This window comes from Neobacillus sp. S1227 (assembly GCF_055385255.1).
This window is the reverse complement of the sequence record NZ_AP038276.1, coordinates 2,592,794-2,617,224: the sequence shown is the minus strand read 5'-3', so window position 1 is coordinate 2,617,224 and position 24,431 is coordinate 2,592,794. Positions and strand designations below refer to the sequence as shown.

At 38.8% G+C, this 24,431-nt stretch carries 23 protein-coding genes; 11 read left to right on the top strand and 12 right to left on the bottom strand.

The annotated features are described in order from the left end of the window. Positions 1–438 precede the first annotated feature (438 nt). The 5 genes from cstA to ACZ5AE_RS13250 all read right to left on the bottom strand — a co-directional run bounded on the left by cstA (position 439) and on the right by ACZ5AE_RS13250 (position 6,180). Positions 439–2,232: a carbon starvation protein CstA gene (gene cstA / locus ACZ5AE_RS13270; RefSeq protein WP_464573005.1), complete on the bottom strand. Its 1,794-nt coding sequence runs from the start codon at positions 2,230–2,232 to the stop codon at positions 439–441. Positions 2,233–2,372: 140 nt separating this feature from the next. Further along, on the bottom strand, positions 2,373–3,119 hold the full coding sequence (locus tag ACZ5AE_RS13265; RefSeq protein ID WP_464573003.1) for a LytR/AlgR family response regulator transcription factor: 747 nt from the start codon (positions 3,117–3,119) through the stop codon (positions 2,373–2,375). A gap of 5 nt (positions 3,120–3,124) precedes the next feature. Further along, positions 3,125–4,873 (bottom strand): LytS/YhcK type 5TM receptor domain-containing protein, encoded by a 1,749-nt coding sequence (locus ACZ5AE_RS13260; protein WP_464573001.1) that lies wholly within the window; start codon positions 4,871–4,873, stop codon positions 3,125–3,127. A gap of 116 nt (positions 4,874–4,989) precedes the next feature. Continuing rightward, complete coding sequence (locus ACZ5AE_RS13255; protein WP_464572999.1) at positions 4,990–5,769, bottom strand: sulfite exporter TauE/SafE family protein; 780 nt, start codon at positions 5,767–5,769, stop codon at positions 4,990–4,992. Between the two features lie 147 nt (positions 5,770–5,916). Beyond that, positions 5,917–6,180, bottom strand: a complete 264-nt coding sequence (locus ACZ5AE_RS13250; RefSeq protein ID WP_464572997.1) for a metal-sensitive transcriptional regulator — start codon at positions 6,178–6,180, stop codon at positions 5,917–5,919. A gap of 235 nt (positions 6,181–6,415) precedes the next feature. Between ACZ5AE_RS13250 and ACZ5AE_RS13245 the strand changes: the two genes are divergently transcribed. After that, entirely contained in the window at positions 6,416–6,595 is a 180-nt protein-coding gene (locus ACZ5AE_RS13245) for a hypothetical protein (RefSeq protein ID WP_464573763.1), read from the top strand. 58 nt (positions 6,596–6,653) lie between these two features. Here the strand turns inward: ACZ5AE_RS13245 and ACZ5AE_RS13240 are convergent, their stop codons facing one another. Beyond that, complete coding sequence (locus tag ACZ5AE_RS13240; RefSeq protein WP_464572995.1) at positions 6,654–7,442, bottom strand: hypothetical protein; 789 nt, start codon at positions 7,440–7,442, stop codon at positions 6,654–6,656. A 189-nt stretch (positions 7,443–7,631) separates the two neighbouring features. On the opposite strand from ACZ5AE_RS13240, the gene ACZ5AE_RS13235 reads away from it, so the two are divergent. The 3 genes from ACZ5AE_RS13235 to ACZ5AE_RS13225 all read left to right on the top strand — a co-directional run bounded on the left by ACZ5AE_RS13235 (position 7,632) and on the right by ACZ5AE_RS13225 (position 9,606). Then, positions 7,632–7,913: a hypothetical protein gene (locus ACZ5AE_RS13235; protein WP_464572993.1), complete on the top strand. Its 282-nt coding sequence runs from the start codon at positions 7,632–7,634 to the stop codon at positions 7,911–7,913. Between the two features lie 94 nt (positions 7,914–8,007). Then, positions 8,008–8,106, top strand: a complete 99-nt coding sequence (locus ACZ5AE_RS13230) for a YjcZ family sporulation protein (RefSeq protein WP_241113772.1) — start codon at positions 8,008–8,010, stop codon at positions 8,104–8,106. A 108-nt stretch (positions 8,107–8,214) separates the two neighbouring features. Further along, positions 8,215–9,606, top strand: coding sequence for a D-serine ammonia-lyase (locus tag ACZ5AE_RS13225; protein ID WP_464572991.1), 1,392 nt, complete (start codon positions 8,215–8,217; stop codon positions 9,604–9,606). A gap of 39 nt (positions 9,607–9,645) precedes the next feature. Here ACZ5AE_RS13225 and ACZ5AE_RS13220 read toward each other — a convergent pair whose 3' ends face one another. The 3 genes from ACZ5AE_RS13220 to ACZ5AE_RS13210 form a co-directional block, all read right to left on the bottom strand. Continuing rightward, complete coding sequence (locus ACZ5AE_RS13220; protein ID WP_464572989.1) at positions 9,646–11,130, bottom strand: pyruvate kinase; 1,485 nt, start codon at positions 11,128–11,130, stop codon at positions 9,646–9,648. Between the two features lie 228 nt (positions 11,131–11,358). Continuing rightward, positions 11,359–12,714 (bottom strand): arsenic transporter, encoded by a 1,356-nt coding sequence (locus tag ACZ5AE_RS13215; RefSeq protein WP_464572987.1) that lies wholly within the window; start codon positions 12,712–12,714, stop codon positions 11,359–11,361. Positions 12,715–13,028: 314 nt separating this feature from the next. Further along, complete coding sequence (locus ACZ5AE_RS13210) at positions 13,029–13,919, bottom strand: hypothetical protein (RefSeq protein WP_464572985.1); 891 nt, start codon at positions 13,917–13,919, stop codon at positions 13,029–13,031. Between the two features lie 251 nt (positions 13,920–14,170). On the opposite strand from ACZ5AE_RS13210, the gene ACZ5AE_RS13205 reads away from it, so the two are divergent. The 4 genes from ACZ5AE_RS13205 (at position 14,171) to ACZ5AE_RS13190 (ending at position 18,153) form a co-directional block, all read left to right on the top strand. Next, complete coding sequence (locus ACZ5AE_RS13205) at positions 14,171–15,241, top strand: CotH kinase family protein (RefSeq protein WP_464572983.1); 1,071 nt, start codon at positions 14,171–14,173, stop codon at positions 15,239–15,241. A gap of 152 nt (positions 15,242–15,393) precedes the next feature. Continuing rightward, positions 15,394–15,948: a hypothetical protein gene (locus tag ACZ5AE_RS13200; protein WP_464572981.1), complete on the top strand. Its 555-nt coding sequence runs from the start codon at positions 15,394–15,396 to the stop codon at positions 15,946–15,948. A gap of 68 nt (positions 15,949–16,016) precedes the next feature. Then, on the top strand, positions 16,017–17,303 hold the full coding sequence (locus ACZ5AE_RS13195) for a hypothetical protein (protein WP_464572979.1): 1,287 nt from the start codon (positions 16,017–16,019) through the stop codon (positions 17,301–17,303). A gap of 181 nt (positions 17,304–17,484) precedes the next feature. After that, on the top strand, positions 17,485–18,153 hold the full coding sequence (locus tag ACZ5AE_RS13190; RefSeq protein WP_464572977.1) for a DUF2642 domain-containing protein: 669 nt from the start codon (positions 17,485–17,487) through the stop codon (positions 18,151–18,153). Between the two features lie 188 nt (positions 18,154–18,341). On the opposite strand, the gene ACZ5AE_RS13185 is transcribed toward ACZ5AE_RS13190, so the two are convergent. After that, positions 18,342–19,415: an NAD(P)H-dependent flavin oxidoreductase gene (locus ACZ5AE_RS13185; RefSeq protein ID WP_464572975.1), complete on the bottom strand. Its 1,074-nt coding sequence runs from the start codon at positions 19,413–19,415 to the stop codon at positions 18,342–18,344. A gap of 174 nt (positions 19,416–19,589) precedes the next feature. On the opposite strand from ACZ5AE_RS13185, the gene ACZ5AE_RS13180 reads away from it, so the two are divergent. Beyond that, a complete protein-coding gene (locus ACZ5AE_RS13180; RefSeq protein WP_464572973.1) occupies positions 19,590–19,982 on the top strand; it encodes a thiol-disulfide oxidoreductase DCC family protein in 393 nt (130 codons plus the stop codon). A 68-nt stretch (positions 19,983–20,050) separates the two neighbouring features. Here ACZ5AE_RS13180 and ACZ5AE_RS13175 read toward each other — a convergent pair whose 3' ends face one another. Continuing rightward, positions 20,051–20,176 (bottom strand): hypothetical protein, encoded by a 126-nt coding sequence (locus ACZ5AE_RS13175; RefSeq protein ID WP_464572971.1) that lies wholly within the window; start codon positions 20,174–20,176, stop codon positions 20,051–20,053. A 73-nt stretch (positions 20,177–20,249) separates the two neighbouring features. Continuing rightward, entirely contained in the window at positions 20,250–20,801 is a 552-nt protein-coding gene (locus tag ACZ5AE_RS13170; RefSeq protein WP_464572969.1) for a GNAT family N-acetyltransferase, read from the bottom strand. A 462-nt stretch (positions 20,802–21,263) separates the two neighbouring features. Here ACZ5AE_RS13170 and treP point away from each other — a divergent pair, with 462 nt between their 5' ends. After that, positions 21,264–22,688 (top strand): PTS system trehalose-specific EIIBC component, encoded by a 1,425-nt coding sequence (treP, locus tag ACZ5AE_RS13165; protein WP_464572967.1) that lies wholly within the window; start codon positions 21,264–21,266, stop codon positions 22,686–22,688. A 65-nt stretch (positions 22,689–22,753) separates the two neighbouring features. After that, entirely contained in the window at positions 22,754–24,421 is a 1,668-nt protein-coding gene (treC, locus tag ACZ5AE_RS13160; protein ID WP_464572965.1) for an alpha,alpha-phosphotrehalase, read from the top strand. Positions 24,422–24,431: the final 10 nt, after the last annotated feature.

The following is a 24,431-nucleotide window of genomic DNA, read 5'->3' as shown; positions in this document are numbered from 1 at the left end:
GTTTGGATTCATTTTTTCAACAGCCTAATCTACAATTCGGCACAGATGCTGTTCGGGGATACGGACCTCAATTTCAATAGGTAGAACTAATTGTCCTGTTGCGTATAATTCATGTACATAAGAAAATCATTCCTTTCTGGTGTTTGTGGTTTGGTAACTTCATTTTACCAAATGGAATGATTTTCTTATTTTTTGTACAATGTCGTTTATTAATTTTTACACTCTGTTGATTGGAGAGGAAGGGGCGAAGACTCCTGCGGGAGTACGGGGCTGGGGAGACCCCGCAGGCGCTTTAGCGCCGAGGAGGCTTCCCGGCACGCCCGCAAACTGCTCGCCCCTGGAGCGGAAATCAACAGACAAATTTATTAGAGCTATACATAAAAAAGGGGCTGCTCCTAAAAGTTACACTTTTGGGACAGCCTCTTATTTTTTATATTTTTATGCTGCTTTTGAATTCAGTCTTAGGCTTGGTGAATTCCACATTTCAATCCATTTTTTTATAGCTGTAACCATGATGACAATACCAAGGACAAGCATAATGATGGATAATATCCCGTTTAATACACTGTAACCTGCGGCAGCTGGGTTAAGATAAACATTTTTGACCATCCAGTAGCCTGCATAGTTAACGGTTACAAACAAGTAAGCCAGCGGCACTAGGCAAGTAAACATATACCAGCGTTTATCAGCAATCTTAAGTATTACTGTTGCACCAACAATAAGGCCGATAGACGCCATCAACTGGTTAGAAACACCGAATAGGGCCCAAACAGAACCGATGTCCCCTGAGAAAAGTAAATATCCCCACATAAAGCATGCCAATGCACTTGCAAAAATCGAACCTGGAAGCCAGTCTGTCTTTTTCAACGGCTTATATAACTCCCCAAAGAAATCCTGAATTAAGTAGCGTGCAACACGAGTTCCAGAGTCAATGGCAGTTAAGATAAATACTGCTTCAAACATAATCACAAACTGGAAGAAATAGGATGATAGTTTCGCAAACCACGGAATACTTGTGAATACATAAGTCATACCAACGGCTAATGTTACTGCACCGCCAGTTCTGCCCTCAAGATTGATGCCAATCTCCTCTGCCAACTTTGGTAATTGGTCAACGTGCATTCCTAATGTTTTAAATACCTCAGGTGAAGAGTTAATCGCAAAATAATCAGCAGGCTGAAGAGCTGTCGCCGCAATCAATGCCATAATCCCTACTACACATTCAACTAACATTGCGCCAAAGCCCACTACCTTAATGTCTGACCAGCGATCTAACATTTTTGGGGTTGTTCCTGAACCAACAAAGGCATGGAAACCGGAAATCGCACCGCAGGCAATCGTGATAGAAATAAACGGCCATACAGGACCTGAAAGAACCGGACCTCCGCCATCGATAAATTTTGTAAATGCTGGCATTTCAATCGAAGGATTGATAATAAAAACACCAATAATCAAAGCGATAAAAACACCAATCTTCATAAAGCTGCTCAGGTAATCCCGTGGAGCAAGCAACAGCCATACTGGCAGCGCCGCTGCAAAAAAAGCGTAAATTGGTAAAATAATTGCTAATGTTTTCGTGTCTAATGTTAACCATTCACCTAAAACCGTATGCTGTACCCATGGTCCGATGAAAACACCTACCATGACAAGAATGAAACCAACGGTTGATGTTAATTTCAAATTGCCTGTTTTCTTATAGAATATCCCTACGCCCATTGCAATTGGAATGGTAATTCCCACAGAGAACGTGCCCCATGGATTGTTTTCAAGAGCATGCAGAACAACCATTGAAAGACCTGCCATGGTGATGGTGATGATAAACAGCATTGCAAGACCCGTACAAAAACCGGCCACTGGGCCAAGTTCTTCTTTTGCTACCTCTGATAAAGATTTTCCTTTTTTACGCATGGAAGCGAAAAGGACAACTGCATCGTGAACTGCTCCTCCAATTACGGCCCCAATCAGCAGCCAAAGCAGTCCTGGCAAATACCCGAATTGGGCTGCAAGGATTGGACCAACAAGCGGACCTGCTGCTGCAATTGCGGCAAAATGGTGGCCGAAAGTCACCCATTTATTGGTTGGAACATAGTCCTTGCCATCATTTAATTCATGAGCAGGGGTCGGTTTTGAATCATCTAACTTCAAAACTTTTGCTGCCATGAATGTTCCGTATAAGCGATAGGCAATCATTAAAATACAAATAGAGCCGATCACAATTGAAACCGCATTCATTTCTATATACCCCCTTGGTTCATTTTGCTTGTACCACTATTTTAATAAATGAAAACGCAATCATTTGATTTTCAAAATAAAACGCAGAATCAGACCGTTAAAATGTAAAAATGAGTGTATGAAATACAAAAAACAGCTGCTTAAAAGCCAAGCAGCTGTTTTAAATCTTTTGTGTAGGTTCTACTGACAGGTACCTTTTCGCCGTCTATCATTGTTAAATTATAAGTAGAATTAAACCATGGCTCAATTTCTATGATAGCATTTACATTTACCAGGTATGCACGATGAACCCGAAGAAAGGAGGAATGCTGCAGCCGTCTTTCCAGATTGATGAGTGGTTCATTTATCGTATACTTTTGCTTCTCGGCAGCAATCACAGTTTTCCCTTCATTCGTCCCTACATAAAGAATTTCGTTCGTGTTTATTAGGATTATCTTTTCATCCATCGAAATAGCCAGCTTTTCGGTCCGATCATTCATCTTCGAGCTTATTCCGGCAGTCATCGTCAACTTTGGTCCTTCAATTCCTATAATTTTATATAGCTTTTCAGTCGTTTGCTTAATTCTTTTCTCGTCAAATGGTTTTAATAAATAATCAACAGCATCTAGTTCAAACGCTTTTAATGCATATTCATCAAAAGCTGTAGCAAATATAATCAAAGGAGGATAGTCCAACGAATTCATCTTGGCGGCAAGATCCATTCCGCTTTCACCCGCAAGCTGAATATCCAAAAAAATAACATCAATATCAAGATTCGCAAGCTGCTCCATGGCAGATTCGATACTATCTGCCTCACCCATGATTTCCACTTGTTTGCTTCGCTTTAACAAATAGGCTAACTCATCCCTTGCCAATGGTTCATCATCGACAATAAAAGCTTTTAACACTTTGCTCACCCCGCGTGCTGCCTTTTAATTGGCAATGTAATCCATACTTTTGTTCCTTTGCCGGGTTCACTTTCAATTTGAAACGACCCTTCTGCTCCATAAAGCTCTTCTATCCGCTTTTTAATATTCCATAAAGCAGTCCCTGTACCGCTTGAAGAGTCCACTGTTTGGTTGCCTATCAACCCTAATTGTTCAATTGGAATACCATTCCCATTGTCTTCCGTAAGCAGCACCATTTTCCCCCCTTCCTGATTGGCCTTAACCCGTACAATCCCCTTTTTTATTTTTGGAAATGCGTAACGAATGGCATTCTCAATAAGAGGCTGCAGAGTAAATGGAGGAATAAGGACTTTTTCCAGTGCCGGATCTATCTCAAGATTTACCTGGTAACGATCAGGAAATCTAGCCTGCTCAATTGTCAAATAGGCCTGTACATGCTCAAGTTCCTTCTCTAGAGGAATAAGCATTTGTCTTGCCCCTTGAAGGTTACTCCGGAAAAAAACACTTAGCTGGAGCAATAAATTCCTAGCCTTATCAGCATCAATGCGAATAAGACTGGAAATCGTGTTAATTGCGTTAAATAAAAAATGGGGATGTACTTGAGCCTGCAGTGCTTTAATCTCTGCATCCTTCAGCAGGCGGCTTTGCATTTCCAGCTCTGCCATTTCCAATTGGACGGAAAATAACTTGCCCAACCCTTCCGCAAGTTCCTGTTCAACACGGTCAAGCTTGTCCGCATCGATAAAGTACAGCTTCATTGTACCTACAATTTTGTCATCGACCTTTAAAGGCAGGACAATGGCAGCTTTTAAAAGGCATTTAGGATGAAAGCATTGTATTTCCTCTGCTGTTCTTGCAATCGTAATCTGGCCGCTTTCTAATACTTTTTTCGTTAACTCTGTAGCCATACTTCTTAATGGAAAATGATGATCGGAAGAAGCACCTTCATGGGCTAATACTTGGTGCTGGTTGGTTATCGAGATAGCATCCGCATTCGTCCATTTAAGAATAATTTCCGCTGCCTTAGTACAGGAGTCCACATTTAGGCCCTGCCGGAAGAATGGCAGTGTTTGGTTGGCGATATATAATGCTTTATGGGTTTGCAGGGCACGCGTCCGTTCTTGTTCTTGAAAAATGCCCTGAATAATCCAAATAAATATAAGGGTCCCAAAGCCATTCATCGTAATCATTGGTAGGGCAATAGTTTTGACAAGATATATAGCTTCTTCATAAGGTCTAGCGATTAAAAGAATAATTCCCATTTGGACGCATTCCATCAAAATCCCCATTACAACAGCCTTCCATGGAGAGTTTTCTTCTTTAATCCTAAAGCGCCTGCCTAGGATTCCAGTTACAATTCCCGCCAGAATTGTTGATACTGCACATGCTGTTGCCGTGAATCCTCCAAGGGTTAACCTATGAAGACCGGCAATTAAACCCGCTCCAATGCCGACGATTGGGCCGCCTAGCAGGCCCCCGATTGCAACTCCCATGATTCTTGTATTGGCAATCGCACTCGTACTGTCCATACCTGTCAGCCATTCTTCCGAGGTAATGACTCCATGTCCAATCTCAATGCCTGTATAATTACTGATGACCCCAAACGCCCCAAAAATGGCAATCATCGCAGCCTTCGCAGAAAATCCGTGTTCATTATTAATCACCTGTCGAAAGGAATTAATCCTAGACAGGATAAACGCTGCAATGATAAGAACTCCAACACGCTCAAGCATTAGCGGTAATAATTCCAGCATATAAATCTTCCTTTTTTTTAATAAATGAAATAGAATACGTAATTACTATACCAGAAACAGAAAAATTTCAACTTTAAAGGATAAAAAGCCAAGAGTTCTCACTCCTGACCTTATTTTTAAAGAATAATATCCACCCAAACTTTCACAGCTACCAAGAAAATTAATATCCCCATAATCATTTGCAGAACTTTTGTATTCATTCTCTTCCCTGCATTAGCACCAAGCGGCGCCGCCAGCAAACTGGCCACAACCAGTATCAGCGCAGGTAAAATGTCGATGTGGCCGGTAGTGATTTTTCCGGTAATCGAACCAATAGAGGAAATAAGGGTAATCGCCAATGATGAGGCAATGGTCATCCGGGTCGGTATCTTTAATACGACAAGCATGATAGGTACCAAGAGGAAAGCACCACCAGCCCCCACAATGCCCGCTCCAATTCCGACGATAAAGGCCAATGCTGCCCCCAGCCATTTATTAAATTGCACTTGATCTAGCGGGATATTATCAATCCCTTTTTTCGGGATAAAAATCATAATGACAGCAATTAAAGCAAGAATACCGTATACAATATATATGCTGCTCTCGGGTAATTGTGAAGAAACGAATCCTCCAATAAAACTTCCAAGCAAAATACTGATCCCCATATAGGCAATAAGCGTTTTATTTAAATAACCACCCTTCCGATAGGCTAAGACACCCCCGATTGTGGCAAAGAAAACTTGGATGGCCGTTATTCCTGAAACCTCGTGTGCTGTAAAATGGCCGACACCCAGCGCCGGGGGGATATACAAAAGCATCGGGAAATTTATGATGGCCCCGCCTATTCCCAACATACCCGATAGAAATGCACCTAAAAATCCAATAACAAAAACTGTGATGATAAAACTAATAGCCATGACTCCCCCCTAAAAGTAAGGAACAATTTAGTCCCTTCCCACAATAAATATTACAGGTTGATGCCCAGTTGCACAAGAAATGTCTGGTTAAACATCAATACTCATATGGGTTTTTTGCAAAAAAAAAAGAGGGCACCTCCACTCTTATTAACGGCTTTTCACGAGTAGATTTACGGCCTCTTTTACTAGTTCTTCCATGTTTTTATCCCCATGCTCTTCTGCTTTTTGTACGCACTCCACCAAATTGGAGCTTACAATAACACCAATTGTGCGATCAATCGCAGTTCTAGAAGCAGATAGCTGGGTAATAACATCTTTACAGTCCTTATTTTCTTCCATCATTTTTAATATCCCGCGTAACTGCCCTTCAATACGTTTGACTCTATTTTTAATTTGATCATTATAGTCCAAATCACTTACCTCCAAATAAAACAAGCATTGCCATGATTTATATTATACCCGCAAAGGTATATTGTCAACCAACTTAAGACTATTAGCATTTCTCCGCGATTTAGCTCTTCCATATTCACCTAATCTTTATGACCCCCATATGATAAAAATAAACGGCTAACTATTGATATTTAAGGGAGATACTGTATAATTCATAGTATAAACATAGGAATTAGCGGGATAGGGAGGCTAAAGAGTGATGCGTTTTATTAAAAACCTTTTCGTTGAACATTGCCCGAAATGCAATAAAGTATTGGAAACAAACAAATCCAATTTATTAAGCTCAGTTGTCGTAAAATCCTGTCCCGAACAGCACTATCAAAAAGAATATCACCCAGCTTTTGAGACATTTATTGAAAGCGACACCGTATCCTAAAAGGCGGAGCTTCACAGCTCCGCTCATTATAGTTTTTATTACATATGAATTTTTCGTTTTATTTAGAGACAATGTAGAGTTCTTTTTGGAATTTTTCTAATATCTCTTCAAACAAGGAATTAATTAAAAGAGGAAACAAATCTTCGAGGGCTTCATAATAGTCCTGACCTAATAACTCGCGCAAAATCACATATCTCTGAAACAGCAGGGCTATTTCGAAGTCAATGCCCATGTCATATAACCCATTAAACAAGTCTTCTTTCGGTAATTTTCTTATTTTCTTCAGAATCTTTTCATTTTTTTCGATAAATTTTTCATTGAGATAATGGGTTACATAGTCTGTATAAATCATTTGCCCGATTTCATTTGTTCCTTTTTCGGAATGATTAAAACCGATGACACGGTCTTCCTTTTTTTCCTGAAGGATAAATGTTTTATTGCCGCTTAAATGGGTGATGAAATTCTTCACGCTTTTATCAAAAATTTTATCAAACTCGATGATTTGATGCAGTTTGACAGCAAAATCCTTATGTTCCTCCCCCACGACGAATAACCGGTCTACAATTGGCAACAGCTTTAAAACCCCTTCAGAAAGCTTGCTAGAAGCATCATAAATAATAATATCATGTTTTTTCTTCATCGCTTTGACTCTTCGTTTTTGTTCCGTTAATGTCAGCTTGGCAAATTCATGGATTAATTCGTTTGAACAATCTTCTTTTTCTAGAGTCCCATATGATATAAAAGCAACGGATAATTTTGTGTTTGTCTTAAGCCAGTTATATATCGATAATGACAGTTCCGTGACACCAGATTTTGCTTTAGGGGAATAAAAACCAACCAAATACATGTTTCTCACCTGCCTTATAGTTATTCATATTCAGGTATGAAACTATTTGGTTAGACAAACTCCCATACTTACAAAACGCTTTCTTGGCCCGCCTCCATATATAAACACCCCCGATAAAAATTTTTCAAAAGACAATCCCATTTTCCTACGGTTTGCATTTACTATACCTGAGAGGAGATGAATAGACGAATGAGCGATAAAACATTTCATCACTTTGCCCATGAATTAGTAAATGAAGAAGTGAATGTTGTTACAACTCAAGGAAATTTTGAAGGAAGGCTGCTTTTAGTCGGTTCAGATATTATTGTCCTGCAAAATAGAATGGCAGCTCGACGTAGAATTATCATTAGGATTCTCGAAATCGTTGCACTGTTTCGGGCAGAAATAAGGCCAACAGGTCCATTTGGATTTATGGGCGCCGCTCCTGAATTTGAGGAATCCCATGAAAGCCGTGATCACGAGCACAACTAATCATGTAAAAATCCGCATTAAAAATACATGTTTGTCTATACGCCCCAAAACCTCCAGACATACCCTGTAGTAAAGGATGTTGGAGGTGAAATGCATGAGCGGCGGCGGCGGAGCAGGATTTGCTTTAATCGTAGTTCTGTTTATTTTGTTGATTATTGTTGGTGCAAGCTTTATGGGCGGTTACTTTTATTAATAAATACCGTTAATATGGTAACCCACCATAAAAGACGATCTATTTGCAAAAAATAGATCGTCTTTTTCATTCTTTAAAGGCTAATATTTTAATATCTTTTTTGTTAATATGAAAATAATTAAGATAATAGATGGCAGGGTGATAAATTTGGACAAAGCGAAATTCCTTACTGAGTTAAAAAATCATGAGCTTTCGCTGTTAAATCAGCTTATTAATTATCAGGAAGTATTTTGGCTGAATGGTAAACTTGACCAAAATCAGGAAGGAGTCGAAAAGTTAACTTTAACATTGGCGGATATTAAGGAAGCGGAGAAACGTTTAGAGCGTCTTGCCCCCTATATCGCCAAAGTGTTTCCTGAAACACAAGAAACTGGCGGCATAATTGAATCTCCGCTCGTAAAAATTCCAAGCATGAAACAAAAAATGGAAAAAAGATTTGGACTGACTATTCCTGGTGAGCTTTGGTTAAAATGTGACAGCCACCTTCCTATTTCGGGGTCTATTAAAGCACGAGGCGGAATATACGAGGTTTTGAAACATGCTGAAAAATTAGCCTTAAACCAAGGGCTTTTTACAATAGATGATGAATACTCCATTATAGACAGCGATGAATTTCGCAGTTTCTTCTCGGGTTATTCAATTTCAGTCGGTTCGACTGGAAATCTCGGTTTAAGTATCGGAATTATGAGCGCAAAGCTTGGCTTTAATGTTACTGTACATATGTCTGCGGACGCCAAACAGTGGAAAAAGGATCTGCTGCGTTCAAAAGGAGTAAAAGTGGTTGAATACGAATCGGACTACAGCAAAGCGGTTGAGGAGGGCCGACGTCAGGCAGAGGCTGACCCGTCCTGTCATTTTATTGATGACGAAAATTCCCAAGATTTATTTCTGGGTTATGCCACTGCTGCATTGCGGTTAAAAAATCAATTACGAGAATTAAAGTTAGCGGTGGATGAAAATCACCCGTTATTTGTATACCTGCCATGCGGAGTTGGCGGAGGACCTGGCGGTGTAGCTTACGGTCTAAAGCTACTGTTTAAAGATAATGTTCACTGTTTCTTTGCCGAACCCACTCATTCCCCATGTATGCTGCTGGGAATGATGACAGGCCTTCACGACCAAATTTCCGTGCAGGATATTGGCCTAGATAATCTTACCGACGCGGATGGGCTCGCTGTCGGCAGACCTTCCGGCTTTGTTGGGAAAATCATCGAGCCATTTTTAAGAGGGATTTATACGGTAAGTGATGAGAAGTTGTATAAACTGCTGAAGGATTTGGCAGACTCAGAAAAAATTTATTTAGAACCCTCTGCATTAGCCGGTATGCTTGGTCCAGTGAGGCTTGCTGGCGAAGGTGAGGATTATTTGAACAGGCATCATTTATCTAAAAAATTAGGCAAAGGTACGCATATTGTTTGGGCGACCGGAGGAAGTATGGTGCCGAAGGAAATAATGGAACAGTATTATCAAAAAGGTTTACAGCTGTCTTTAAATTCATAAGGTAATTGGGCCACTGTCTGGTAATGGCAGCGGCCCTTTTTATAGTATCCCAAATTGGGCAATATGTTTTCTAAAAGTTATATCTTTCCTAGGAAAATCTGACTCTTCCTTTAGCAGTTTATTCAGCATGATTAATGCTTCATTAATAAAAGGACCTTTATTAAGCATGACGCAATCAGCCCTCTTCGCCTGAGCCGCATCAGTAATTTCCGAGCGCGCCGTCATTCCTTTTTTCGTCAGTTTTTCCAAAACACCGGTTGCCCAAATAACTGGTATATACGCGGCTGAACATATTGATATAATTTCCTCTTGAACAAAAGATAGATTTTCTGGCCCCACTTCTACAGCCAGATCTCCCCTTGCAATCATAATTCCAAATTTCTTAAAATGTAACCCCTCGAGAATAATTCTTGATAATTGATGAACAGCCTCCTTTGTTTCTATTTTTGCTACAACAGCCAAATCTGGAGCTGATTGTTTTTCCAATTCCTCTTTTAGTTTTTTCAAATCCAGCGGTGAATGAACAAAGGATATTCCAACAATATCAGCATGTTTTGTAATAAAGGCCAGATCCTGGATATCCTTTTCCGTTAGAGCTGGAACATTTAAGCTTAGGAGGGAATCAGGTAAATTTAATCCTTTCCCTTGTTTAACCTGCTGTGGAATATTGGAAGGTGATTGGATTTCTACTTCTACATAATCTTTTGCGATACGTTTAACAATACCCAGGATTTTTCCATCGTCGATGAAAATGCGGTCCTTGATTCGTACATTCCGAAATGCCTTTGCAAGAGTTACTGGGACCCCTGCAGGACCATCTGCTGATGCGGGGTGGCCTGTATAATGTAAATCAAGATATAAGCGCAAATAATCTCCATTTTTAACAAAAATATCAAATGGCTGCAGCTTGCCAATCCGCACCTTCGGACCAGCCAAATCCATAAAAATTTTACAGTTCTGATTCGGGTAATTTTCGTCTTTTAAAAGCTTTTTCTCCGTCCTCCGTAAAGATTCAATAATTTGTTCCCACACTTCTTGATTATGATGAGCACAATTTATTCTGGCAATATTCATCCCATTTAAAAGCAATTGCTCCATTAATGCTGGTTCCTGGATGGATTTTGCATCAAGAGTAACCATGACGGTGGACTGGAGGTTATGACTTCTTTTACCAAGGAGTTCAAGAGACCGTTCCATGGCAATTTGTTTTGATTCTAGCGGAGAAGAAATATGGAGGCTTGTAGATGGAATGACTGATACATCTAAATTTTCTAAAATTTTCTCAAGTGTATATAAAACATGCTTCTGAGATAGATCCAGCGATGCAAAACCTTTGACTTCCAATTGTTCTGACAACTGGTAATTGATTTTTTCCCTTAAAGACAGATAGGCAACTAAATTATCCCGATTAGGTATATTATGGGATAAAGGGAAGTTTATAATGGCATGTTCACATTCCTGCTTCACTTGATAATCTATGCTCATCATTGTTTGAATGAAATCTTGAGGATTTATGGTACCCACTCTAATTCTCTCCCCATTAAAAATTAAATTAAGGTTTGTTGGGTTCATGCCAAAACGTTTCTCCATCATAAAATTTTATGCAACAACAGTAGTTGTGATGTATGTACGGCTTATTACCGATGTTTTATAAATACAAAAATTGACAACGAAAAGAAGCGGTATTGCCCAATATAAAATATGCCAAAAAAAGTACACGCACTAGGCATGTACCATATTAAATCCTTTTAATTAGACAAAAACCAGCAAGAGCCAGAGGTATAAACAGATTAAGGTAAAAATTAATGTTGGTGGAATCACTAGAATGGTTACTTTAATATACTCTATCCAGGAAATATGAATTTTATTGTTTTTGAGGATGTGCATCCATATGAGGGTCGCCAAGGTTCCAATCGGTAATATGAGCGAGCCGATGTCACTGCCAATAATGTTAGCGAGATAGACAGTTTTCATGGTTAATGGATCTAGTCCCATTTCCGTCAACGCCAAGGTTGATATCATTAAGGCTGGATGGTTGTTAAAAATATTAGAGAGCAGTGAGGTGATCACACCCATCGTTAAGTTTGCATGAAATAAACTGTCATTAACTATCGATTTTAAATGCACAAGTAATAAATTTGTTAAACCGATATTATGAAGCCCATAAATGATGACATACATTCCGAAAGCAAAAATTAAAATATGCCATGGTATCTTACCGAGTACATCTTTGGGACTGATTTTTAAATGAATCCATCTCCAGATCAGAAGGATAATGGACCCTAGTACTGCCACCAACGAAACTGATATCCCAAGATAAGAGGCAACGAATAAACTAATTCTCACTAAGAATACAAAGATTAGCATATTAATCATCAGCTTTTTCTGTTGATCAAATAAACTATCATTATTTTTCTGCAAAGGATGATAGAGACGATTTTTTTGAAGTGGAATACAGTATGAATGGAAGCGGATTTGTTGAGGAATATCTTTCCGAAATACAAGGAAAAGCAAAAATGATAAGAATACAAGCCCTATGACTCCTGGTATGAACATCATTTCTGTCTGCAAATAAAGGTCCATTCCGATAAGCTTCAATGCAATTAGATTAACGATATTGCTGACCCCGATAGGCGCACTTGATGCTGTTGCAATCAGGGCGCCGCTCAATAGATAAGGAATCATTTGGCGAACCTTTAAACCCAAATTTTTTAGAATTAAGATTAATATTGGTGTGGTAATCAGGATGCTTCCATCATTGTTAAAAAATAGTGTCATTAAAAAGCAAAGTAACAAGGTGTACCAATATAGCCGTATACCAGACCCTTTTGAAACTTTTAACATAAGAGCTGCAGTCCAGCTAAAAAAGCCAAAGCTCTCAAGCACGATCGCCATTACTATTGTGGCAATGATTGTGATGGCTGCCCCTGTTACTTTTGAACTAATATCTATTAAATCGCCAATTGAAACACTGCCGCTTAAGAAAACAACGAATGCTCCAACTGTTACGGGTATTGCTTCGTTCATATTTTTTGGACGGATAAAGATCATTGCCATTGTCAACAGAAAAGTAATAATGGTGATGACTACCGTCGATGTTTGATACATAAAAATTTGTACTCCTTTCAATTCATGCACCGATTTTTTAAATCCTACCTCTTGTCCCTTGTATATAGTACGTCCTTATGTACAGGCCGGGACTAAACGGATATAACGACTTCTGATAAATCAGCAAAAATCTATAAAATTATTTAAGGGTTATAGCCCCTGTTTTGATTAACTGGACTGTTATCATAAGCCTTATTAACTAGGTGTTTGTACCATTTTTTTATAAAACAAAAACCGGCACTGTTAGAAAAGTACCGGTTTAAATCAAGATATTTTTAAGTTACTGTTTGCTTTAAATGCTTTCTGTTATCTGCCTATACCTTAATCACCGCTGCTGCCTGACCCATTTCCTGAGCGGCCTCTCCTTCGGCGTCTTTTTCCGCCTTTTCTTTTGCCACCGCTGCCTGACCCACTTCCGCTTCCGGAACCGCTGCCACCGCCTGATTGGTGTTTTCTTCCGCCTTTTCTTTTGCCACCGCTGCCTGACCCACTTCCGCTTCCGGAACCGCTGCCACCGCCTGATTGGTGTTTTCTTCCGCCTCTTCTTTTGCCACCGCTGCCTGACCCGCTGCCTGACCCACTTCCGCTTCCGGAACCGCTGCCACTGCCTGATTGGTGTTTTCTTCCGCCTCTTCTTTTGCCACCGCTGCCTGACCCGCTGCCTGACCCACTTCCGCTTCCGGAACCGCTGCCACTGCCTGATTGGTGTTTTCTTCCGCCTCTTCTTTTGCCACTGCTGCCTGACCCGCTGCCTGACCCACTTCCGCTGCCTGACCAGCTGACACTGCCTGAATAACGTCTTCTTCCGCCGCTCCTTTTGCCACTGCTGCCTGACCCGCTGCCACTTCCGGAACCGCTTCCTGAGCCACTGCCACTTCCGGAGCCGCTGCCACTTCCTCTACCTTTATGTCTTCGTCTTTTTCCTTTGCTGCCTGACCCGCTTCCGGAACCGCTGCCTGAACCACTGCCACTTCCGGAGCCGCTTCCCGAACCACTGCCGGAGCCGCTGCCACTTCCTTTACCTTTATGTCTTCGTGGTCCTTTTCCTTTGCTGCCTGACCCACTTCCGGAACCGCTTCCCGAACCACTGCCTGACCCGCTGCCTGACCCACTGCCTGAATGGCCACTACTGCCGCTTTTACTGCCATGTCTTCCTGCGCTGTCAGCGCTCTCATTCTTTCTCCTTCCCCGCTTGCCTTTTCCAACAGGATTATTATGCATAAATGCTACAACCCCATTTTCTTCTGCTTCTAAAAGTAATTGTTGAACGTCAAGCTTCAACATTATATAAATCACCACTTTCATTAACATTTATTTTCTTTTCCAATGTATGAAAAATAGGACCTATTTGATATAGACAAATATATATTTTTATTATTAATGCTTTTTAGTTTCATACACCCCTTGGGAGCGAAATGCATATATCTAGAAAAAAATATTGTATAGGGGTATTCATGTGTTAAAATATGAAATTTTTATTAATGCAAAATGGTTAAGAAGATTGGATAACGACATTTGGAATGATGATTTGGTACCAGCTGTATTAAAAATCGGGGAAAATCAATATAGAATAAGCCTTTCGTATCGAGGAAATGTGATAAGAGAGAAGAAAAAAAAGTCCTACCGTATTGTATTTGATAAACCGGAAACGGTTAACGGCGCTCATGAAATACACCTTAATGCTGAATTCTCTGATATATCTTTGTGCCGAAACAAACTATCCCTTGATTTTTTTGATCGTATAGGCGTAATTTCTCCTCATTCACAGCATATCCTTTTGTTCATAAACGGAAAATGTAAAGGAATCTATTTAGAAATTGAATCATTCGACCAATATCTACTTAAAAAAAGGAAATTGCCTAAAGGTGCTATTTTCTATGCCACCAACAATAAAGCAAATTTCTCCTTAATAACTAAGAAAAATGAACTTAAAACCCGTTTAGATCAGGGATATACATTAAAATATGGCTTAAAAGAAGACGGGCTGGAATTGCAAAACTTCATTGCTATGATAAATACATTGAAAAATGAAGATTTTGAGGAGGAAATTCAGAGAGTTTTAGATGTAGATAAATATTTAAAATGGCTTTGCGGAGTAGTTTGTACACAAAACTATGATGGATTTATCCATAATTATGCCCTTTATAAAAATGGAGAAACCCAATTATATGAAATCAGCCCTTGGGACTACGACGGGACATGGGGCAGAAACCTGCATGGCCGGATGCTTGATTATGATTACGTACCAGTCACTGGATACAACACCCTTTCTGGAAGGCTTCTCCACAATCCAAATTTTTTGGGCAAATATAAGGACATCCTTTTAAATGTATTAGAAAATGACTTTACAATGGATGTCCAAGAGCCTATCATAAATGAACTTTTTGAAGGACTTAAGCCTTATATTTGTCTAGATCCTTATATAACTATGAATGAGGTTACATTTGATAAAGAAAAAAATGTTTTCTTTGAGTTTATTCGTAAAAGAAATGACTATTTAAAGAAACAAATAACGATACTTGTCTAGATAAAAAGTATATGATGTCCAATCATATACTTTTTTTGCCTATTTTTCGAGTCATTGCCAAAAAAAGGCTACTTTATTAGTACAACATCATCCCATGATACATATAGATGCAGTGTAAAAGTTTATTTTATTAAAAGGAGGAAAAACTTTTTATGAATAGAGATATGATGAAGTCGATGATCGGTAAAATCATTAAAATTGATCGAGGTGGCCCTGAATCAAGAATTGGAAAATTAATGGATGTTTACGATGACCATCTCGTGCTTCTCACTGAAAATGATGGAGTGGTTTATTACAACACACATCATATCAAAAGTGTAACGGAGAATGCCAAAGAGCAGCTGGAATTCAACATCGAAGTTCCAGAGGATTTCGAGTTCAAAAAGGCAGATAGTTTTCAAGGACTCTTGGATTCTCTTAAATTCCAATGGGTAAAAATTAATCGCGGGGGTCCAGAAAAACTGGAAGGTGTATTAAGCGATGTGAGCCACGATTTCGTTTCCCTAATCAATAAGGAAGAAGTAGTTCGTTTATCCATGTTCCATATTCGCAATATTAGCTACGGATTAAAGATTGAAAAGGCAGAAGAAGAAAAGTCCGATGACCAAACACAATCACAAGCACAATCTTCGGCTCAATCTGATAAAGACTCTTCACGTCAGCGGGTGGTCAAATCGCAGTCTTCTTCTAAACAAAATACAAAATAACACAATAATTCTTTGAGGTCGCTTCTCTTAAGGAGAAGCGACATCATTATCAAAAAGGAGGAAACTTAATGGGTTCTAATAATTTTTCAACTGTATTAGATTCGATGTTAGGATATTATGTGAATCTATATGTAGGTGAAGACATTCGTAATGGAAAATTAATTGGTGTTGAATCAGATTACGTTACATTAGAAGACGAAAATAACTATGTCTATTATTATAGTCTTGATAAGATTCAAGCCATTACCAAGAATACCAAACAATTTCAAAGTGATGAAATCACTACAGATTTCCTAAAAACACCAAGCTTAACTGAAGTGCTTAGTTCCTTAAGAGAATCTTGGGTAACCATCATTTGTTCGAATAATGTAAAGTTTAATGGGATTTTATCCCATCTGGACGATGACTTCGCAACATTAATTAGCGGCGAAGAACGAATTGTGATTAGATTAAACAATATTGCTAATGTTTTTAAAGGATATCTCAAAGATGAAAATAATGAAGAAGACAATTCAGACTCCAATACAGCGGAAAATATAGCTAAAAATAGAAAAGGGGAAGGACAAAAAGAGAAAACTGTTGAAGAAACGCCGGAAGCCGCCAAAACAGTAGTTGTAAATAAATCAGCAAAAGATGAAATTGTATGGTCACAATCCATTAAAAATGCTAAACAAAAATATGCTGCAGATACTCCAAAAATGAGGGTTGAGGAAGAAAACAAGAAGATCACTGATACTATCAATATAAAAGAAGAAGTAAAAGTTGAAGATGAACCAGGAACAAATATAAAAATCTTTAAAGGGGAAGATGAAAAACCTGCAAAAGTTTGGTCCCAACCTGTTAAAAACTTTTCAGGTGAACTTCATGAAGCAACGTCTGAAATAAACACTGAAATGAAAAAGAAAAAAATCGAGGCAGCTACTGAGGAAATAAACACTGACATGGAAAAGAAAAAAGTCGAAACAGCTCCAGCAAGTCAAAAGCAGGAAAAGAAAGAGGAAAAAACGGTTGTAACTCGAGTTAACCAAATTCAGGATACGAAAAAAGAAAAGGTCTCGCTGGAAAGTAAAAATACCCGTAAAAAAGATGAAAAGAAAATGGTTTTTCATGCATCAAATGAGTCTAGGTCTTCAGAAAAACAAAAGGCCATTGTACAAAAGAAAGAAAAAGAATTGGTGCAATTTTCCTCTATAAAGCAAACTTCGAAGGAATTGAACAATAAAAAATATGATGATAAACCGAAAGAGCAACCAGCAAATCCGTTCCGTTTTCTAGGTGAACCCGTAAATTCACGGGAACAAGAAAGAGATCCAATTTTTCGCGGATGGCCTATCATTCAAAATCCACGATTTTAAACTGATTTGAATTTAACACGATGATAAATTCTATTTTTCTAACTCATTCTGTTGAGACTTATAGCATCCTATTAATATACAAATATGAGTTGGGCAATTAATAGATGACTGTCATTAATACGACAGACGTGTTGGCCCTTCTCATTTTGTATAGTGGGATTCACAGAAAGGATGTGAGCAAATGTTCCTTAAAGACAACATCGGAAAATATATAAAAATAGAAATTTCCGGCAAGAAAATTTTAAGCGGCAAGCTGGTTGATATGGGCAGTGATATATGTGTACTTTTCAATGGTTATGATTACCTATATATCCCCACCGTTCATATTCAAAACTGGCAATTTTTAAAACAGTATGAAATTGATGAAATTACCATTAATGATGAACCTACTCCACTCTATAACCATAATGAGGAAATTTCCTTACGAAAAACATTGACAACAGCAAAAGGTATATTTACAGAAATTTACGTTACAAGTAAACAAGCATTACATGGTTATATAATAAGCATCATGAATAACTACTTTGTTTTTTACTCTCCTATATACAAAACAATGTTTATCTCCCTTAACCATTTAAAATGGTTAATACCTTACACTAATAATCAACGGCCATACGGCCTGAGCAACTCTAGTCTTCCTGTTAACCCGAGCAATATAACCTTTGCAAGATCGTTTGAAGTCCAAATCGAAAAATTAACGGGCCAATTAATTGTTTTCAATATCGGCGAAAACGACAATGTAATCGGCAAAATACAAGGAATCAAAAACAACTTCATTGAACTCATCACCGCAAAAGAAGACCCAGTCTATCTAAACCTGCAGCACATCAAGACCATGCACATTCCATAGACTAAGGAAAACTTGTCATGTTGGTAAAGTAAACAAGCTTTTTTCAGGTGTCAGGCACCGCTCATGGACATTTTACTTGTTTGTTCACGGGAGGTGGACAATTGGCTCCAAAAAAGGGCTGAGCAGTTTCTGTATAAAGAATCTGATTCAGCGCTTTTTTTGGTTTTAGTGTGTTCATTCTGCTTGTTTTACAGGCATTTTTTTAAGTTTTGAGCTTCTGAAATAATTTTATCTATTAATTCACTTACGGATAAGGATCGTGCTAATCTTGGGCTTTGGCCGGACCATAATGACATATAATCGTGATTACCTTGTGCAGCAGAGGCTTTCCTTATTGCTTTTGTCAACTCGTTTTGCACTGGATAGTCAGGGAGTTTATCCTCAATTTCTTCATGGATTTCGATAAACTGATTTTTTACCCCCCTTGCCAATTTACCGGAAAAAGCTTTAGTCAAAACGATTTCGTCCTCATGAGCGCTAAGGACTGCATGTTTATGTAGTCGATTGGCACCGCTCTCTTCACAAACCAAGAAAGCAGTCCCCATTTGTACCGCTAAAGCGCCCAAACATTTAGCTCCCATCAATCCTCGTCCGTCCATGATTCCCCCCGCTGCAATTACAGGAATCCCTACCCTATCAACGGCTTGTGGAATTAGTGACATTAACCCAATTAAACTTTGTTGATCATCATCTAAGAAAGTCCCACGGTGCCCACCTGCTTCCATTCCCTGAACAACAACAGCATCCATCCCGGCCTCTTCGTTTAATATGGCTTCTTTAACAGTAGTGGCAGTCCCAATCACAATGACGGAATGTTTTTTTAGCATGGTCGTGATTTCTGCTGAAGGCAGCCCAAAGGTAAACGAACAAACAGGAATTTTCTCTTCAATGATGATAGTAACCTGTTCCTGGAACGACTTGAGGTCATTTTCAAAGTTAGGGAGCTTTGGCCCGTCTGTTATCCCTAATTTTTCGTGCAGTGGAAATAAAATAGATTTGGCTTCTCTTACCTTATTCGCTTCTGCAGAATATGGACTTGGAACAAATAAATTAACACCAAAATTTTTTGAGGTTAATTGTCGAACTTCATGAATTTGCTGCCTCAATTGACTAGGACTTAAATAACCCGCGCCGACCATTCCAAGTCCGCCACTATTTGAAACCGCAGCCACTAACTCAGAAGATGTAACCCCACCAGCCATTGGTGCCTGAATAATCGGATACTCGATTTCTAGCATTTTAGTTAAAGAATTTTCCCACATAATATACCTCCTAGCTTTAGTATCGTTCATAGGAACGGTAATTTAACTATAACGATTAGCTTCTTATTCCCACAAGAAAATAATGATATTTTGTGCAGTATAAAAAGAAATCGATTCGAAAATTATGGTAAACTTACAGATGAATATACTGTAAATTGTAGAGCAGGTGAATAAATGGAACGCATTATTTTATTTGATGGGCTATGCAATCTTTGCAACAATAGCGTCCAATTTATATTAAAAAGAGATCCCTCAGGCCGATTCAAATTTGCTTCCCTTCAAGGTGAAGCAGGGCAAAACTTACTCAAAAAATTCGGATTATCCAATGATGTTAAGAGTTTTGTTTATATTGAAGATGAAAAAATCCATCTTGAATCAACAGCAGCTCTAAAAATTTGCAGGGAACTTTCCGGCCCTTTGAAGCTGCTCAATGTCCTGCTCATTATCCCCCGCCCTATTCGCGACTTTTTATATAAAACAATTGCCAACAACCGCTATAAATGGTTTGGAAAATTAGAAAGCTGCATGCTGCCAAGGCCGGAATGGAAAAAAAGATTCTTAGATTAAAGGAGATGTCTAGATACAAAAAGCACCATCTTGGTGTTTCTGTTATTCAAATTAAGACTTAGGATGATTTAAATCGCAAACAACCCCATATAAATCTTGAATTTAGCAAATTTGGCTCCCCAGAATGTATCCTGCAATTCCATATAAACATTCCCACCATCAGATATGAAATACTGTGTAATAGGACTTCTCAATCAAAACACTCCTTAAAAAACCATCAGTATTATTTACCGCACAATCCAGCTTGAATCCTAAAAAAATAATTTTTCAAGAACCGGTAAACGACTTTTTATGGAAGGCACCAATGTACGTAAAAATTTCCTCTCCGCTTTCAGGCAACGCTGTGTCCGGCACCAGTTTTAAGAACATTGCCCGATACGGTTCTGGTACCCATATATAATGATGGATGTAATCAGTTATGGTAAAGCCGCATTTTTCCCAAAACTGAATTCTTGCAAGGTTTTCTGGGGTATGGTCGGATTCAACCTCTATAACAAGACTCTCACATTGGCCTTCATGTGTTGCCCATTCTTTAACATAAGTAATCATGTTATGACCAATTCCCTGGTTTTGAAATGCTTCTTGTACAGCAAGATAATCAATTAATAACGCAGATATTCTACTAAGTTTTCCGCTAATCGCCATGACCACAGCCTGATTGTTCAAAAACCCCACATGCAAAAAACAAAGCTTTTTCCGGAACATGTTACCGATGATCTTTTCCGGCTTTGCCCCTTTTCCGGCAAAAGCCTCCTCATAGATAGGATAAACTCTGCTCCATAAAGCCTCATCCCAGTAGTCAATTGTTATAAATTCCAATAAAGGACAACCTCCATAAAGTGCTTTGTATCATCATACCCATAAATCCAAATAAAAAAGACCCTAAACAAAGTCAAGGGTCAAAGCGAGAACTTAGCGGTCACAACTAAGCCTCAAATTAGGAGGTCTAAACTCAGAAGAATTTAAACATCTATAGTGTAACATTTTCTAAAAATTCATTCAATAGTTTAAAGTGCTAAAGACTAAAAGTATTTTAAAAATTCAGGAAAACAAACTGTTTTTTGCCCCAAAAATCCCTACTATTTAACGACCTTTTTCAAAAATAATTTCTTTGTTGACAAACCTGTATATACAAGTCATAATGAAAACGTAATCAAAACTTGTATATACAGGTTATCCAAACAAACTAGTAAACCGCATACAAAACCTGTATAAAAATAAGGATTTGATAAAAATATAGGAAACAAATGGGTATCACCCATTTCGTTAGGGGGAAATCAGATGAGTAAATACACAGATCCTTCAAAAGAATTACTCAAACATATTGGCGGTAAAGAAAACATTGCGGCCGTTACTCACTGTGTAACCAGAATGAGGTTTGTTTTAAATGATCCATCTAAAGCCGATGTAAAAAGTATTGAATCAATTGGACTTGTAAAAGGTACATTTACCCAAGCTGGTCAATTTCAAGTCATTATTGGAAATGAAGTTTCTAGTTTTTATAATGAATTTGAAAAAATTGCTGGTGTTGAAGGTGCTTCAAAAGAAGAAGCACAAATAGCAGCAAAGAAAAATCAGAACTGGCTGCAGCGTATGATGGGGCATTTAGCTGAAATCTTCACACCATTAATCCCGGCCCTTGTAGTTGGCGGTTTAATCCTTGGATTCCGAAATATTATTGGCGACATTAAACTATTAGATGAAGGAACAAAAACCATTGTAGAAGTCTCTCAATTTTGGGCCGGTGTCCACTCATTCCTTTGGCTGATTGGTGAGGCGATTTTCCACTTCCTCCCTGTCGGCATCACTTGGTCCGTAGCCAAGAAAATGGGCGCATCGCAAATTCTTGGTATCGTTCTCGGAATTACCTTAGTATCACCGCAATTGCTAAATGCTTATGCCGTTGCTGGAGCAAAAGAAATTCCTACTTGGGATTTTGGTTTTGCCCACATTAAGATGATTGGTTATCAAGCTCAAGTAATCCCTGCTATTCTAGCTGGCTTAACATTAGGCTTCCTTGAAACAAAATTACGTAAAGTGGTGCCAAATTCAATCTCGATGATTGTTGTGCCATTCTTTGCACTGGTTCCAACTGTATTAATTGCTCACACAATTTTAGGTCCTATCGGATGGCAAATAGGTTCAGGTATTTCTCATGTGGTTTATTCAAGCTTAACATCTTCATTCGGCTGGTTATTTGCAGCAATCTTTGGATTTGCTTATGCTCCACTAGTTATTACAGGCTTACACCATATGACAAACGCAATTGACCTTCAGCTGATGAGTGAGCTTGGCGGTACAAACCTATGGCCAATGATTGCTTTATCCAATATCGCTCAAGGTTCAGCCGTTCTTGCTATGATTTTCATCAACCGCAAAAACGAAGAGGAAAAGCAAGTTTCAATCCCGGCAACCATTTCATGTTACCTAGGGGTGACTGAGCCTGCAATGTTTGGTATTAACCTAAAATATGGTTTCCCATTCTTGGCAGCAATGATTGGCTCCATGGCAGCTGGCGTTGTATCAGTAGCAAGCGGTGTTATGGCTAACTCAATTGGTGTTGGCGGACTTCCTGGCATCTTATCGATACAGGCAAAACATATGGCGATGTTTGCAGTATGCATGATTATTGCTGTTGTAGTTCCATTCCTATTAACAAATATCTTTGCAAAAACAGGAATGAATAAAATTTCTTTGAAAAAATAACTCCAATCAAGGAGGGAGAACAGCTCCCTCCTTTTCACATTAAATACATTAGGCAGGTGCAAAAAATGTCAACAGCTTGGTGGAAAAATGCAGTCGTTTATCAAATTTATCCAAAAAGTTTTAAGGATACAAACGGTAATGGAACCGGTGATCTTCAAGGCATCATTGATAAACTCGACTATTTGAAAAATTTAGGTGTCGATGTTCTATGGCTCACCCCTATATATCAATCGCCACAGCGGGATAATGGGTATGACATTAGTGATTATTACAACATATATCCCGAATATGGCACAATGGAAGATTTTGAACGACTGCTGAATGAAGCCCATAAACGCGGTTTAAAAATCATGATGGATATTGTCATTAATCATACCTCAACAGAACATGAATGGTTTAAGCAGTCAAAATCCTCAAAAGATAACCCATACCGTGACTTCTACATTTGGAAGGATGGTGTAAACGGAGCAGCGCCTAACAACTGGCAGTCCAAATTTGGCGGTTCAGCTTGGGAGTATGACAACTCGACTGGCCAATATTACCTTCACCTTTTCGATGTGACCCAAGCGGACCTCAATTGGGAAAACGAAAAGGTCCGCGAAGCCTTATATGAAATGATGCATTTCTGGCTTAAAAAAGGCGTCGATGGCTTCCGTCTTGATGTCATCAATCTAATCTCAAAAAACCAGCAATTCCCGCAGGATGAAACGGACGGACGCAAATTTTACACAGATGGACCAAGAATCCATGAGTTTCTGCATGAGATGAACGAAAAGGTCTTTTCAAATTATGATTTAATAACGGTCGGAGAAATGTCCTCTACCTCTATTGATCATTGTATCAATTACACAAAACCCGAACGGGAAGAATTAAATATGGTATTTAGCTTCCATCACCTGAAGGTTGATTATCCGAATGGAGAAAAGTGGACAAAAGCGGATTTTGACTTCCAAGCGCTGAAAAAGATTCTCTCTGGATGGCAGATAGAAATGAATAAAGGAGGCGGCTGGAATGCTCTATTCTGGTGCAATCACGATCAGCCTCGGGTAGTATCGCGATTTGGTAATGATGGCAAATACCATAAAGAATCAGCGAAAATGCTGGCTACTGCAATCCACATGATGCAAGGCACCCCTTATATTTACCAGGGGGAAGAATTCGGAATGACCAATCCTAACTTTAATTCCATAGAGGACTACCGTGATGTAGAATCCTTGAATATTTTTGAAATCAAGAAAAACGAGGGAATGTGTGAACAAGAAATACTTGCTATCTTGAAGCAAAAGTCACGGGATAACTCAAGGACACCGGTGCAATGGGATGCCAGCCGCAATGCTGGGTTTACGGCAGGTACTCCATGGATTAAGACAGCGGAAAACTCCTCTGTTATCAATGCCGAAAATGCCATGCAAGATCCCAATTCTATCTTCTATTATTATCAAAAACTTATTCAGCTTAGAAAACGTCACGATATCATAATAGACGGAGATTTTGAATTAATTTTAGATGACGACAAAGAGGTTTTTGCTTATGTTCGTTCTAATAGCGCTGAAAAAATGCTTGTTTTAAATAATTTTTACGGAAAAGAAAAGACGGTCACTCTCCCATCTCACTTACATCTTGATGATGAACATTGTGAAATGTTAATCTCTAATTATGAGGATTCAGCTGCACTTAGGAGACAAATTAAATTGCGGCCTTATGAGTCCATCGTTTACCTTATGAAGAAGTGACTGGTGATTT